Source organism: Vibrio sp. 10N.261.52.C11, assembly GCF_041471405.1.
Lineage (GTDB): Bacteria > Pseudomonadota > Gammaproteobacteria > Enterobacterales > Vibrionaceae > Vibrio > Vibrio crassostreae_C.
The window spans coordinates 13,462-27,941 of the sequence record NZ_JBFROI010000014.1 but is presented as its reverse complement, the minus strand read 5'-3'; the positions used below and the strand labels follow the sequence as shown (position 1 = coordinate 27,941).

General features: G+C 42.8%; 9 protein-coding genes and 2 pseudogenes. 5 read left to right on the top strand and 6 right to left on the bottom strand.

Annotated elements, in window-relative coordinates:
- Window positions 1-437: 437 nt before the first annotated feature.
- Window positions 438-641 carry a hypothetical protein gene (locus AB4323_RS05475; RefSeq protein ID WP_004736343.1) on the top strand — a complete coding sequence of 68 codons (204 nt, stop codon included), beginning with the start codon at window positions 438-440 and terminating at the stop codon, window positions 639-641.
- 325 nt (window positions 642-966) lie between these two features.
- The gene (locus AB4323_RS05470) at window positions 967-2,172 is read left to right on the top strand and encodes a hypothetical protein (protein ID WP_017068538.1); all 1,206 of its coding nucleotides are present in this window, start codon (window positions 967-969) and stop codon (window positions 2,170-2,172) included.
- Between the two features lie 847 nt (window positions 2,173-3,019).
- Here AB4323_RS05470 and AB4323_RS05465 read toward each other — a convergent pair.
- The 3 genes from AB4323_RS05465 to cas6f form a co-directional block, all read right to left on the bottom strand.
- Window positions 3,020-3,271: a hypothetical protein gene (locus AB4323_RS05465; RefSeq protein ID WP_102333412.1), complete on the bottom strand. Its 252-nt coding sequence runs from the start codon at window positions 3,269-3,271 to the stop codon at window positions 3,020-3,022.
- A gap of 306 nt (window positions 3,272-3,577) precedes the next feature.
- On the bottom strand, window positions 3,578-3,976 hold the full coding sequence (locus tag AB4323_RS05460) for a hypothetical protein (protein WP_102333413.1): 399 nt from the start codon (window positions 3,974-3,976) through the stop codon (window positions 3,578-3,580).
- Window positions 3,977-4,472: 496 nt separating this feature from the next.
- Complete coding sequence (cas6f, locus tag AB4323_RS05455) at window positions 4,473-4,994, bottom strand: type I-F CRISPR-associated endoribonuclease Cas6/Csy4 (protein WP_240799479.1); 522 nt, start codon at window positions 4,992-4,994, stop codon at window positions 4,473-4,475.
- Between the two features lie 71 nt (window positions 4,995-5,065).
- Here cas6f and AB4323_RS05450 point away from each other — a divergent pair, with 71 nt between their 5' ends.
- Window positions 5,066-9,709 (top strand): RHS repeat domain-containing protein, encoded by a 4,644-nt coding sequence (locus tag AB4323_RS05450; RefSeq protein WP_372151865.1) that lies wholly within the window; start codon window positions 5,066-5,068, stop codon window positions 9,707-9,709.
- A gap of 338 nt (window positions 9,710-10,047) precedes the next feature.
- Window positions 10,048-10,824: a hypothetical protein gene (locus AB4323_RS05445; protein WP_102333415.1), complete on the top strand. Its 777-nt coding sequence runs from the start codon at window positions 10,048-10,050 to the stop codon at window positions 10,822-10,824.
- 252 nt (window positions 10,825-11,076) lie between these two features.
- Here AB4323_RS05445 and AB4323_RS05440 read toward each other — a convergent pair whose 3' ends face one another.
- Window positions 11,077-12,459, bottom strand: coding sequence for a DEAD/DEAH box helicase (locus AB4323_RS05440; protein WP_372151864.1), 1,383 nt, complete (start codon window positions 12,457-12,459; stop codon window positions 11,077-11,079).
- Window positions 12,453-12,999: pseudogene (locus AB4323_RS05435) on the bottom strand (hypothetical protein). Before AB4323_RS05435 ends, AB4323_RS05440 begins: the two are co-directional and overlap by 7 nt.
- A 101-nt stretch (window positions 13,000-13,100) precedes the next feature.
- Between AB4323_RS05435 and AB4323_RS05430 the strand changes: the two are divergent.
- A pseudogene (locus AB4323_RS05430) lies at window positions 13,101-13,405 on the top strand (helix-turn-helix domain-containing protein).
- A gap of 22 nt (window positions 13,406-13,427) precedes the next feature.
- On the opposite strand, the gene AB4323_RS05425 reads toward AB4323_RS05430, so the two are convergent.
- Window positions 13,428-14,477, bottom strand: a complete 1,050-nt coding sequence (locus tag AB4323_RS05425) for a TniB family NTP-binding protein (protein ID WP_136994845.1) — start codon at window positions 14,475-14,477, stop codon at window positions 13,428-13,430.
- Window positions 14,478-14,480 lie beyond the last annotated feature (3 nt).

Here is a 14,480-nt window from a genome sequence, read left to right as displayed (position 1 = left end):
AGAGCGGCTTTTTTAAAGGTGATGCTTGCAGGATAAGTCAGCATAACTCGAACCAACCATCAAAGACTTACAATACTATTTGCAGTATAAGTTCGCATAACATTGCATCGAAAGTCTGCAAATTTGAACAACGACTAAGATTCAACGTAGTAAATTTACTACGCTCCAATTAATCCTCTAGCAGACATAATCGACAGACATAATCGACATGTGTGTAACAAACTTTTGGACATAAATGAGTTTCGAAGAACCAAGTATTAGCAAATCACGAATTAGCATAAGTATGGAAAGTCACTAAGCTCATTGTCCAGTATTGATGGTGCACATCACTGCCTTGTTTTTACACAAATCTGACATTGATGAATGCCATAAGCTATCGATATAAATATCAATATATTGTATTATTATATCCGTATTTATACTTGTTAGGATTTTCTATGTTGATTCACGAATTTTCGAATAAGGACGTTACCGCTGAGCATGTAATTTTAGCTCAAGCAATACTAGCAGGGACTGCTCAAGGTGATAAAAGTAAAGCACAGCGCTTTATGATTTTTGTAAATGAGATTCCAGATGCGCCGACTGTGCAAAACCTGATTCCACGCTTTAGTCAATTTATGAAGCGCTTTAAAGCCAGCTGACATTCAGAATACGTTACACAGGGATGTGTAATTAAGATCACCAATTCCCCCCTAAACACTACCTACTTTTAAACTCTATCTGACCCTATGCTCGCTCTATATCTAGCCATAGTTGTCGGAGGACAATAGAGTTTGATCAATTTTAAAAACGTTTCTGGACAATTCCGTGTCAGTGACTTTTCTAAATTAGTATTTAATGAATAACTACAGGTATAACAAAGTAATTGTTGAGCGCTAATGGGAAGAATTGGTTTATGGTGCGAAAGCAACTGAATTCATATAAAATAGCATAACTAATTGATTCCTATATTTATCAGAGGCAAAGATGAAAAAAACTTTAATTGCAATCAGCTGTACAGCGATCATCGGTGGTGGTGCCTTGGTTGCCAATAACATGTTGATTAAGAATGCAGCAGAAACTGTGACCAGTGAAGTTGAAAGCTCACTAATTGGACTAAAAAACCAATTCATTGATGCCCAACTGATCGATACGGAAATCAACAATAACAATATCAAGCAGAATTTCGCTATCTACATAAACAATGGTTCAAAAAGACTTCCTGAACCAATCTACCTAAGCCACACAGCAACGGTTGCGCCATTCGGACTTAGCGTTGAAGGTAATTTTAGTCTCCCGAAGGATAAAGGACTTACCTCAACGTTAATCAGAGAGGTAGCAAGCTTAAATGAAAGCATAAAATACACATTCGATACCAGCAATCAGTCTTTAGATCTACAAAGCAACTTCTCACTTGGAGAAATCAATACAGGCCGCTCAAGCAACTTCAAACTTGGCGATGTTGAGATTCTGTTTAAAGGCAATAAAGAAGCCTTCACTACATCCACAAAAATTGACGGAATTAGAATCTCTGAAAGAAGAGAACAGGCCTATATAAACGGCATTGAGCTTAAGTCAAATATCACTAATGACACCCATAATACTGAAATAATTGCAAATGATGGAGGTTTCAACGATCGATCTGGTGGATTTAGCTTCAAAGACGCGAAGTTTCATTCAGCAATTACAATTGAAGACAATACGAGCCTGAAGCTTGATTGGAAAGTTGACTCACTAGATCTTCAATCTCCAAACATCACCCAACTATCGAACAAACTTGGCTTAAGTGGTGAGATTAAAGGAGTTAATACTCAAGAGCTTAATAGCTTCATCGGTTTGATTGAAAGAAATCCTACAGAGGAAACAATTGAGGCTGCTTTTAAATCCATAATAGGTAATGGGATCAAATTCGAGAATATCAACATCTTCGTTAATGACTCAAGTTCCGATGGAGAAATTGAAATAATGCCTAAAAATTATAAAGGCTTAACTAACCGAGAATCAGAAGAGGCATTTGAGAAGTCCCTTAAAGTTGACTTCAATGTCACTATCACACCAAAGCTAGTTAAATTACTTGAAATCAACCAAAACGCATTGGACAGACTGTGGAACGAAGAAGAGTCAGGTAACTACACCACAACGATCAAGCAATCACTTGGGAAGACATTCATCAATGGCGTCGAAGCGAACTAACATTTCGTTCAAAAGTCTATTGCCGCCTTGCTATTTGAACATGCTAGGCGGCATGAATTCTCAGCTAAAGTACCAAAAGTACTCCATATATAGTAACGCCTTTCTTCACCGCATAAAATTAACTCAAAAGTTTTAAATATCCCTATGGTCGATACTGCATATCTGAGAAATTCTGAAGGGTAGACTCGGTCGGATTACCTCTTATAGGGTTAATATATATAAACACGATATTTACTATCTCGAACTCTAACCAACAATGGGGCAAAACCTTCCTAGAGTTATCACGTAAAATAGCAAAGTGAGAATAACGTTTGCTGTCGGAAAGCCGCTAAATAAAGCTTTCAAACCTTCTGGTCTACCTGTCAATTTCACCGTGAAATCCGACATCAAAAAGTAGGTTAACTGTATGTTTTATAATGATTAATTTTGGTTGCAAAAATTACCATTTTTTTTTAGAAAAAGCATTCCGAACTGAAGGGGCTCAATATCTGACACTATTGACCGCAGGTAGCGCATAATAGAGCTACTTTTTGTGGTTATGGTCGTGTCTGTGCTTTAGCTAAGCTAGCTCCCTTTAGATTTGACACGTAAGATTTAGGGGAAAGATAAGTTCATTTCGCAGGTTGCGATTCGCACACTGCGAAATGAGCGTCTAACTCGAAAAAGTGCAGGTATGAGTTGTTTCTCTACTCGAGAAAAAATTGCAATAGTTCAACGACCGAGGAAACACCTCTACAGTTGATTAATAAGTAATGTACATGCTTTGCACATTAGCTAGCTCTGTTGCTGAAATTATGTTTTCTGAAACGTTTTGGGCTAAATGTTGCTCAGTTGTGGGCTAGCTAACTTAAAATGGGAAGTGCTCTTCTTCATACGCTTCAACCCAAGTCACCAACTTTTCAAGTTCGTCACCTTCGGGTGTGCCTGGTTCAGCCACATCAAACAGGGATTCAATTCTCTTCATAACGGCTTTATATTCGCTTTCTGAGAATTCTAGCCCTAGTTCATCCCATGATACCGTTGCAAGCTCATCTGCATGGGCAGTATCGAGTGTGATACCATCAAGTAGTTCTTTTTCTGACAACCTTTTCTTGTTCATAAGTCGTTTCTCGATTAAAAAATGACATAAATAGTTTATAGCAAAATGGGCTACTAGCCGTAATGTAGAACCTTGTTCGAAACACGCAATAGGGCAGAAATAATTCACGAAACAGGTTGTATCGCAATTGTGCAACAGGCTGTTGCAAAATTAGAAGATTGGAGTTGTTGCAGAATTTGCAACAACTGAGTTTTTCCTCGAAGCCTTAGTAATTGATACTAGACAAGGATGTATCCGAGTGCTGAACCCACAACCATTATGATGATACTGGTTAATGTCATATTGTTGTCGACCCATTCATCAAGCTTACTCATTCGAAGTTCCTCTTTCTTTGCTAATCATGTCAAAACCATGTTCAACACCATAAATTACTTCACGTAAAAGCGTCTTATTTGGTGAGTTCAAATTAGCAATGACTCGACCAATTTCATTGCCCAAGTTACAAAGTTCAATATCACCATCTGGAAGGCTATCAAGCGCTAACTTGAGGTTTGAAAGAAAAATATCAGGGTTCAGAAAATCTGAACTAGGGTTATCTAAAACCTCATTTCGATCAGCCATGAAATCATCTGTAACCCGCTCTACCTCATCGGCGAAGGATAGCCAATCAGGCTTTGTTCCACTCTTGGCAAGCAAATCACTGTGCGCATTATAAGGAGTCATCCCTTTCAACAGCTCTTTTTCGGTCAACTTTTTTTTGCTCATCGCACACAACCTAACAGGATATTTAGATTAGTTGGAGTATAGCAAAATCAGCTAGACTGCCGTTAGGACGAATGCGCTGAAACAAACTTTGGGGCATTTCCATGTTAGAAAGTGGGACGAATAAAACCGATTGTAAACAAACAAAAGCCACCAAGCTTAAACTTGATGGTTTTTATTCTTAACTGCTTGTTCAGCAGGAAGGTTGCTTTCTTCCTGGCCTATTCTTAGCTGCCTATTCGGCAGGACACCAATCTATGGTCAAAGATAAAAGCATGGCTTTTTTCTTAGCTGCCTATTCGGCAGGACACAAGGCAATAACGGCATTCTAGGTTATCAGATTTTTCTTAGCTGCCTATTCGGCAGGACACTGTAGAATATAGTCTCTAACAATCTGATTCTGCATGCTTAAAGTCACAATTCACCAAGATACCCTTTTTCTTCTTACGTCTGTAACTCCTTGTTTTTACTTCTCCGAAAAAGAGCTTTCATAAAAGGGTCAAAAACGTAGGTCAGGTACCGTGCCTTTTCTTTCTTGATTGGTGGCTAAACCATAGCTATTAAAGTTTGCTGCAACGCGCTCTCTAACAAACTCCTTTTGTACAAACAAAATATAACTTTCCCCTGATGAACCGCTGGAGATTGGGATTCGATGAAAACTATCGATGATTCGCTCTTCATTAGTGGCTGGTAATGATTGTCCATCACCAGAGAAATCGGCTCTCGCCATGCTACGTTTGATTCGACGTTTCTTGGAGCCCAGAAAACTTTTCCCAATCGTTTGATTACGGGTAAACCTCACCTCAACCGCAATGTCAGGCACCTCACAAACACTGGAGATCTCAAATAAACCTTCATTTACCATCACAGAGAAATAGGGCTGAAAAGCGAGTCCAACCATCATCTCTTTATCTTCAGCAACAAAGGCAATGGTTTGGCCAACTGTAGATTCGTTCCAGTCCGGAAAACTCACACCTATTTTATTCATGGCTTGTCGGTTATTGACCATAAACAAGTGCATTTGGGATATACACCGTTGAGCCAAACTTCAAAGTGGTCAAGGCACTTAAGCGCAGTAATGGCATAGGCGGTATGAACCGTACTGAGTACTTCTATAGAGGGTATCACGCTCACCCTGATAAGGGCCTGCTCGGATTTGGGGAAATACAAACCAAAGACTTAGCGAGCCACACTCTCACCTCCACCGTGACCGGCTACAGCAGTGATTGGACACCCTATGCTGAGCGTACACAAACGCGAATCAATAACCAAAAGATTGCTCAAAGTGAATTTGACTATCGTGAGGTGACGTCTCCTATCGCTGGGCAGTCTTGGCCACAAATGATTGAAAGCCGTCAATCAGCTTGGGATACATCAGGAAACCTTTTGACCCATACGGTTACGCAATATCAAGGTTACGATGCGCTTAATTTCCCCGATACCATCACACGAACGGTCGAGGATGGTAATGGTGAACGATTTGTTGAAAAAACGAGCACACGCTATCAGCATGATACGCAGCGTTGGTTAATCGGAAAACCTCGTGATGTATCTGTGACCAAATCCAATGGTCACGATTCTCAAACGAGAAATACGACCTTTTCTTATGATGCAAATACCGGGGCTTTGGTTAAGCAAACCGTCGAGCCTGGACATGCACTCTCGTTAACGACGCAATTTGACTACAATGCCAGCGGATTTCGCATCTTAGAGCGTACGACTGGCAGTGGTGAAACGCGTCAATCGACGACCCTGTACGATGCTTTAGGTCGAGTGACGAAACATACCAACGCCCTTGGTCACTTTGTCACGACCACTTATAACAACTCGTGTGGATTGCCCGACACCGTCACCGATGCGAATGGGTTGATGACCCGGTTTACTTATGACGATTATTGTCGAGAAATTAAGAAAACTTTGCCCGATGGTAACTGGGTTGAGCAAGTTTATGAATGGAGCGATGGCGCCGATGCCGGCCTAGACCAACACGGATTGACGCTGGGTGACCGCAGTGTCTTCATGGTGACCACGCAAACCTCTCAGGGCGGTTTATCGACCACGTATTTTGACAAGTTGGGGCGTGAAGTACGCACCAAGCAATTGAACGGTGATGGTAAGACCGTGATGGTTGATAAGGCTTACGATGTTAAAGGGCAGCTCGTTGGGGAAACTGTGCCTTATTTCGAGGGGTATTTTGCAGGGGATGCGACGTACTGGTTACAAACTACTTATGACGCGCTAGGTCGACCTACTGCTCAAACTCAACCAACGGAAGATGTCGGTGACCTTGTTGCGACCACTCGCTATCAAGGTTTAACCGCAACAATAACGGGCCCCGGTACATTTGAGAAGGTTGAGCAAACCAATGGTTTGGGACAAACGGTCCAAATCGTAGAAAATGGTCAGTCAACCCTACGTTATACCTATGATGCAGTCGGTAACCTCACACAAACCGATACCAATGGGCTGATAACGGAGCTGAGTTATGACCAGCTCGGTTATAAAACCAAGATGATTGACCCTGCGATGGGCACTTGGACGTATGGTCACAACGCGTGGGGGGAGCTGGTTTGGCAACAGAATGCGAAAGGACAGCGCACCACGTTCACTTATGATGCACTCGGTCGTAAAATCAATGAAACTCGCCCAGATGAAATCAATCAATGGCAGTATGACCAATCGTTGAAAGGCGGACTGGATGCCTCCAGCAGTGACAGTAGCCAACGTCGTTATACGTACGATGCGTTGGGACGCACTCAATCGATGACCCTATCCATTGATGGCTCAGAGTACACGACCTACTACGAGTACAATGAAGAAGGTCGTCTCAGTCGGGTGACTTTCCCGTCGGGGATGAACTTAGATAAAGATTACGATGTGAATGGTCTGCTTAAGCGAATGAGTATCCCTTATTCTGATATTTGGGATAGCCAATACCTGCAAATTGAGGAAGCGTTAAAAGCCACCTCAGAACGCATTGTTGAACTCGAGATGCAGGCTTATGAGCTTGAGAAAAGTGCGCAATTTTATATCGAAGAGTCTGAGCGTTTACGTCAAGCGGCAGCGCAGTTGTTTGCCAAAAGTAATAGTTACCAACATACCGCCAACAAACTCAGCGCCAGCGCGAGTTCGTTATTTCGAAGTGCCAATATTAATGCTAACCGCGCCGCGAGTTATCGTCGTAGCGCACAATATTACTGGCGAGCTTTTGGTAATCGAGTGTTCAGTAACTACAAAACACAAAATGGCTACGCGTATTACAAATATGACCGATGTACTAAGAAAGATTGGAAAGGAAATTGTAAAAAGAAAGAGTATTTTACCGCTAAAGTACCATTATGGATGGTTCAAACTCACCGCTGTACGACGTGGAAAGGCAATAAGTTTTGCTTCAATGGTGCTCAAGCCAGTATTAACTTAACGCAAGTTTATAATCAATGGGCAAACCACTATCAAGCGATTGCGAATCGTCAGCGTGCTCAGGCAAACCAAAAGCAGAGTCAGGCTAACCACTATCAAGCCGCCTCTGATAATGCAGAGCGTCGCGCGAATGAATTGATTGTGCAAGCTCAGCAAAATGCCGCGTTAGCCAGACAAGAAACCGATTTACTGTCTAACTTAACCGATGAACTCGATGATTTGGTGGTTGCGGAGGCAGAGCTTCAAGAGATAATGGACCAACGTCTAGACGATGATACGGCGGAAATTGTCTGGGTAGCGACCAGTCGTGATAACTTTGGACGAATTGGTGGGGAACTCTTTGGTAATGGAATGTTGACAAGGCGTGATATTGACCGCTCTCGCGGAACGGTTCAACGCATAACGACGGGAATGGGAGATAACTACCTTCGAGACATTCATTATACTTACGATGAGCGTGGTAACGTTCTGCGCAAAGTCAGTGCTGTCCGAAATCAACAAGAGTACTACCAGTACGATGATTTTGACCGTTTAACACAATGGCACTACAGCGATAACCGCAGCGTTGCTCAGGTCGAACGCGATTACCGTTATGATGTGTATGGAAACTTGACGTATAAAACCGGACAAGGCCAGTTTAATGTTAATGCCAACGGGCAATTGGTTGGCGATTACACGTATGATGCCAACGGCAATATGGTTTCAGGTCGCGGAAGAACCATCGCTTGGAACTCGTTTAACAAGGCCAAGCACATTAATGACAATGGCGCGGTTGCTCAGTATGAGTATGGCAGTGAGCGAGAGCGTGTAAAACAGACGTCTGATGGTGTCACAACCTACTACATCAGCCCTGAGTACCAGTTAGAGGTGTCGACCAACGCGGACGGTAAGGTTGTAACAGCGATGCGCCACCGATTTATGGCAGACAGTCAGGCGGTCGCTGAGCACGTGAAAACGTTAATTGGCAGTGAAAAGCAAATTGACCGAACCGCTTACTTCCATCGAGATGCGTTAGGGACGGCAGATTTAATCACCGACCCGAATGGGCAAGTGCAAATAGAACGTGGTTATACGCCGTTTGGTGAGCTTTTAGCGTCGGCAGAGTTACAAGCCACACCGATGTTTACCAACGCTGAGATGCGCGGTTTCACTGGGCATGAAAATGTCGGTAACAGCAGCGGTCTTATCAACATGAACGCTCGACTTTACGACCCAGCCATTGGTCGATTCTTGAGTGCGGACACGTTCGTACCAGAACCAAGCTTTAGCCAAAGTTACAACCGTTACGCGTACGTTTATAACAACCCGTTAAAATATACGGACCCGACGGGGCATTGGGTGTGGTGGGCCGCGGCCATGGCCTTTTTTGTGGTGAGTCAAACCTTTGAAAACCCGGCAATACAAATGGCAGGGATGGTGGTTGGCGCTATCGCGATGGGGTATGGAGCCGCTGGAGTTTTTGGAACAGAAACTATAGGAGCAGTGATGGCTTCAGGGGCTAGTACCTCTTTTACTACAACTTATATCACGACAGGTGACTTTGGTGACTCGATGCAAGCTGGCGTGTTAGGAGGGCTGTCTGCGGGTGTCACCTATGGGGTAGCTCATGGTGCTGCGGGTGGCACAAGTCCGTTTGGCGCCGCTCTGCCCGTCGCTCATGGTGTGGTGCAAGGCGGCTTCCATGAGCTGCAAGGTGGCAGCTTCAAGCAAGGCTTTATCAGTGGTGTCATTGGTAAGCTTGGCGGTGGCATTGTTCATGACGGTGATAAAACGCTGACGCTTCAGGAAGCTGGAGGTATGATAATTGTGTCGGGTATTGCGGCAGCTGCGAGCGGAGCGAATAGTCGAGATGCAGTGATGCGTTCTGCTATGAGTGTGATTACTATCTATCTTTATAACGAGATGGGCTGGGTAAATTACCGAGGACAGCGTATGTATGTGGATAAAGAAACATTTCAGAAAAATGCTGCAAATGCATATTTAGCGGAAGAAGCTGGACAGCCAATGTCTGATTATCTTGAAACTACAGCTGAAGAAACCGCTCAAATCGGCGCGAATGTTTTATCTACGATGTCGATTGGGGTTGGTGCATTGAACCCTGTTGCGGGGGGGTACTTGGCAACGGCTGCATGGGGTTTAGACTCCAGTTGGCCTAATTTTATTGGTATGATGATTGGTCCTGCAGGAAAGGCTGCTGGAATGATAGATGATACCGTGTATTTTGGGGCTCCGGTTATCAAGCAAACTGTAGAAAATGTAGGGACAATTAACGATGCCGCGTCAGTCGGTTGTAATACGGTGGTGAGATGTGACTAACAGAGATGATAAATGGGATGTAACTGCTATATGTAGTGTGCTTTGGTGTGGAGTAGGGATTCTTTTTTTTAAAGGTGATTATCTTTTGGCTGCTCTCGGAAGTGTTGTCTATACGATTACGATCATATTCGCACCAGTGCTGAGGCCTGTACGCAATAAATATCCGTACTTCACTTTGTGTATAGCTGTATCGTTTTTATATTTCTTTGGGATTGTATATTTATTCCAGTTAGTCGGTTTAAATAACCTATGGCGGACATTAGCAATGTTTCCTTTAATGTGCTTGGGCTACTGGTTTGGTACACGTAAAGTACGACCTATTTTGAAGGAGAATAAAAGTGGGTCATTTTAAGAAATTATACTGTGCGCTGATGTTAACGTTACTTGTAGGTTGCGGTGGAGGAAGCGGCGGCGGTAGCTCTTCCTCTGCAAACTCAGAGGATACTGTCACTCGTTACAGTAGTGATTATGCAGCTTCTGATTTACGAGTGTTCTTTGCATTATCGGTAACAAGCCCATCCGAGGCTGAAATCGAAGGATATGTTCAAGATAGTTCGTTTAACTATGTTGCAATTAATGGCGGTGACCAGCTAGTTGCTGAAGTTGATAGCCTAAACTTCTCGTTAGCTGAAACATCGGCGGAAGGAGGTGTTTACTATTATGGTGGAGATGTTTCAGCAAGCGCCTCAGAGTACATTGTAAAGTTATTGAGAGGGGATGTTGTTCAAAGTTCACTGGCAGTGAATGAACTACCGTTACCCTTTACATTAACGACAAGCTTTGCAGGCGAAGTGATAGATGTATCATGGGCTCCTGAGGCAGACCATACATACTCTTACCTAGTGGAAACGCTAACTTGTAAAAATAGTATTGAGACCAATATCAGAACTGTGTCACCAGATATTAACGCTGGTGAGCATCTACTTAATTCAGGCTCTTACAATAAGAGCTTGAGTGAAGTGTTTGGTCAAACGCAAGCACAGTTAACTCAAGGTTTTGATAGCTGTATATTTGAGATGGATATTATAGCGAGCAAGGACTCGTTACCATCGCAAACCAATGGACAGTTAACTTTTGATGTTGTTCAAAAAAGAAAGCTCATAATAGAGCTTTAGCCTTGTTATAGATAACCTGTCTAGTAATCTAGCGCCTTTCTCTTTGTTGAATTATTTAACAGGAGAGAGGCGTTATTGTTTGAATAAAAACTCACCCCAAGGTTTGATTTATTCCCGTGCTAGTCTGGCCTTGAAGCTAATACTCTAAATCATAATTGTCCAAGAATGAGTTACGATTTCAACAAGTCGGCTTGTACGATCTAGTCGTGACTAACAAGCCGATGTGTAAGATCTAATATGAGTTACTACAGTTTAAGTGAACGCTGCAATAACCCTCTGCTTAAATTGACCTAATCTCAGCTCATCCAAAGCTAAAGTGAGTCCTGCATTATTTGAATTCATCATATCTGAAGTTTCTCCCCAACTAAGTAAGCTTGGTTGGGGTCGATTAGATTGAACGCTTTCCGATACAGTGCTTGACTGCAGGCGTATTTCATCAACACCACTCGGTACGTTGTTATCTTGTTTAATGTACATGCAGCTATCAGGAATATCCTGCTCAATTCTTTCAGCAAACCCAATCAAACTTTCTTCGGCAAAGGTATACAACCAGGCTTCTTGATTGGGTGAATCATTAACTCTCAATATCCTTCCAAGGACTTGTCTAAAGTAAAGCTCCGTTTTTACCGAACTCATATGACAGCAAACCTGCAGCCTTGGAATATCCGTTCCTTCACTTATCATCCCAACACTGACTATCCACTGAACGCTTGAATGACGAAAAGATTCAATTTCATTTAACGGATTATCGTGATGATAAGTCACTATGCATGCTGATTGATTAAAGTGCTCAACAAGTCGCTTTTGAATGTCTTTAGCGTGCTTAATAGAAGAGGCGACCACCAAGCCTCCAGCACTTGGGGACTCTTGCCTTATCTGCTCTAACTTTTGGCAACCGCTATTTAGTATGTAATTCATAGCGTCTTCGTTGTGAATGACGCTTTGGTAAGAGACATCGGATTGTTTAAGGCAATCAAGAATAGAGGCGAAGTGTTGATTGTCACTGCCAGCCTTAACGCTCAGGTGTTCATTATCGATTAAAACGATTTTAGGGCGGCGGCATACCTTATCTTCAACTGCCTGTTGCAAGCCGTATTGATAATCGCAAACAACCTTACCATCAGGGTCGGAATACTCAGCCATGACGATCGGTAGTCGGTCAGAACGCCAAGGCGTGCCCGACAGCGCCAGAGTGTAACGAGCAAAGCCTTGGATCTTAGAAACAATTTCTAGCCCCCATGAATTTGACCGCCCCTCGTCATCAAACGAACAATGGTGGATCTCATCAAATATGACTAAAACTCGATATTTGCTGACGGTGTACCAAAAGTTTTCATCCAAAAAACGGATTGATTGGTAGGTGTAAGAGCCTCCAAGAGAACCCAAACCTCCATTAAAGGAACATTCGAGCTTCCATGAAAAGGTCTTTTGCATCCCTTCAGCAACAGTCAGAGAGGGCGAGAAGCACAGCACTAAGTCAATCATGCCTATTTCAAATAACCGACTCGCAACCTCGGCGGCCATAACGGTTTTACCCGCTCCAGGAGTCGCTTGGCAGAAGAAGTGTGAATGCTTGTTTGAAGTGAATTTCTCGACAGCTTGATCTGCACACTCGGCTTGCCATGCTCTTAACATTGAGGAGCCTTACTTTGGGCGACTTGCATCCAGTTGGTTAGTGCATTAATTCTGCCTAATAGCTTGGCTGAGCGTTCTCTTGCTGCATTAAATAGCGGCTGCATATCTTGCTTGTTGTTTGGGGAAACGCGCTAACAACGATTGGTATTCCTCAATCTCGCCTAGAGTAATCGCCAGCTCACCTTCATGCTGTTTCTTCTCTCGCTCTAGTGCATTTAGAGAGCACTCTGGAATTTGAATATCCGTTGAGTCGACCTTAGCTTTCCTATTTCGACCCGATCTAGGCTCAATTGTGAGCGCTTTGAATTCGTTAGTTTGATGGTAGCGTTTGTCTCTGCGAACCCCAATAACAGAAAGCCAGCCTTTCTCCTCAAAAGATAGAAGTTGCTTATAAACATACTTTCGAGCGTCGTCCTTACTCGAGAAGGTTGAAGCACTGTTTAGCAAAGCATCCCTAGCGTCTGTGACGGAGAAATTATCCATCCCTTTCTCAATCAATAGGTTAAACATGTGAGGGTTAATTCTGGTTACTTTCTTCATGTGACTCTTACAGGCAATAAAAACTTAGGATTGCTAAGTATACAAAAATCAGTAAAACTTAGACAATCTAAGTTATCTAAAGGTTGAAAAGAAATGTGTAAGTGCAAAAAGACAACCCCATCCCTGCGAGGCTCAAAGCTGCGCGTAAAAAGCCAAGATCACCCAAAAAGATTTAGGGGTGAAAATTGGTATGGAGCAGAGTTCTGCTAGCGGTCGTATGAATCATTACGAGAAAGGCAGGCATGTACCTGATATTGGTACGCTTGAACGTATGGCTGAAGAGTTAGATGTGCCGCTAAACTACTTTTTCTGTAGGAGCGAATTGAGCGCTGAGCTAGCGTGCGCCATTGATAAAATGAGTGATGAAGAGAAGGCGGTGTTGCTGGAAAAACTAGCGTCTCAATGATTTGGTTATCAACATCGCAGTTTTATACTTTCAGGCTACTTGTACTTAGCAACGTACTCAGCGGTAATGCATCTGTAAATCGGGGGGCGAGAATCCTATCCTCTGCTGTAATCGCTCTCATATTGTACGCTGAACCTTTATCTATTTGCTCTAACATCACCTGTTCTAATGAACATTCAAATGGGTTCTCCAAATAGGGGAATTTCAGTATAAATGTCCTAGATAGTACTTCTTTGTTCAACGTACTTTTGTTCTCTTTAAAGCTCATTATCATGGCATCTTTCAAAAAGTGCTTGAGCCTTCGACACTCTCCACGACACATTGAAAACAAGGGATATAGAATTTCATTCTTAGTCAGTATTGGCGTTGGCTCGTAGCCCATTCTAGAGGCTAGTCCAGCCACAAATCTAGCAAAGTGTTTCTTTTGTTTAGCATCAATACTGTATTGAGTGTTGGTATTTTTCGCGTCACTTTCAACCTGAAGCAATTTAAAATAGTTGATTTCTCTGCGCCAACTCAATCGAGAGTTCCACTGCGGCTCCTTCGCGATAACATCAGCATAAGGCATTCCAACCAATACAAAGGATACACCGGCTTCCTCACTGATATATTTAAATGTATTAGCGATGGTTTGTCTTTCATCCGCAGTCGAAAACTCCACAAGCTCTTGAATCTCATTAACAATAATGAGCTCGACAGATTTACGTTTTAACTGAGTTACCACTCCTTCAGCAAGTGCAATTTCATTTCTCTTTCGTACTGAACGTCCTCCTGATTTTGAGTCCAGATCAACGAGAAATTGAGTCAGAGTATTTTGTTCATTTACTCGACTAGGAATTCGGGTACTTAGGACTGTTTGCTTGGACCAACTCGTTCCTGTATTGAAGCGTGAAAGGTAGTTATTGATCAAAGCGGTTTTTCCACTTCCCGATTCGCCTGTTAATAGGAATGACTCAGGTTCACCGCCTAGTAATTGATTAAAGCGAAGTTGGTCAAATATCGAATAGATCTCCGTAATTTCGGGGTACTCAATAAAACAATTATCGTAGGCTTTCAATTGTTCACACTGCATGGA

What these genes read in the sequence shown, in the direction of transcription:
- AB4323_RS05475 (WP_004736343.1), top strand. Translation starts at nt 438, where the DNA reads ATGTTGATTCACGAATTTTCGAATAAGGACGTTACCGCTGAGCATGTA.
- AB4323_RS05470 (WP_017068538.1), top strand. Translation starts at nt 967, where the DNA reads ATGAAAAAAACTTTAATTGCAATCAGCTGTACAGCGATCATCGGTGGT.
- AB4323_RS05465 (WP_102333412.1), bottom strand. Translation starts at nt 3,271, where the DNA reads ATGAACAAGAAAAGGTTGTCAGAAAAAGAACTACTTGATGGTATCACA.
- AB4323_RS05460 (WP_102333413.1), bottom strand. Translation starts at nt 3,976, where the DNA reads ATGAGCAAAAAAAAGTTGACCGAAAAAGAGCTGTTGAAAGGGATGACT.
- cas6f (WP_240799479.1), bottom strand. Translation starts at nt 4,994, where the DNA reads ATGCACTTGTTTATGGTCAATAACCGACAAGCCATGAATAAAATAGGT.
- AB4323_RS05450 (WP_372151865.1), top strand. Translation starts at nt 5,066, where the DNA reads ATGAACCGTACTGAGTACTTCTATAGAGGGTATCACGCTCACCCTGAT.
- AB4323_RS05440 (WP_372151864.1), bottom strand. Translation starts at nt 12,459, where the DNA reads ATGTTAAGAGCATGGCAAGCCGAGTGTGCAGATCAAGCTGTCGAGAAA.
- AB4323_RS05425 (WP_136994845.1), bottom strand. Translation starts at nt 14,477, where the DNA reads ATGCAGTGTGAACAATTGAAAGCCTACGATAATTGTTTTATTGAGTAC.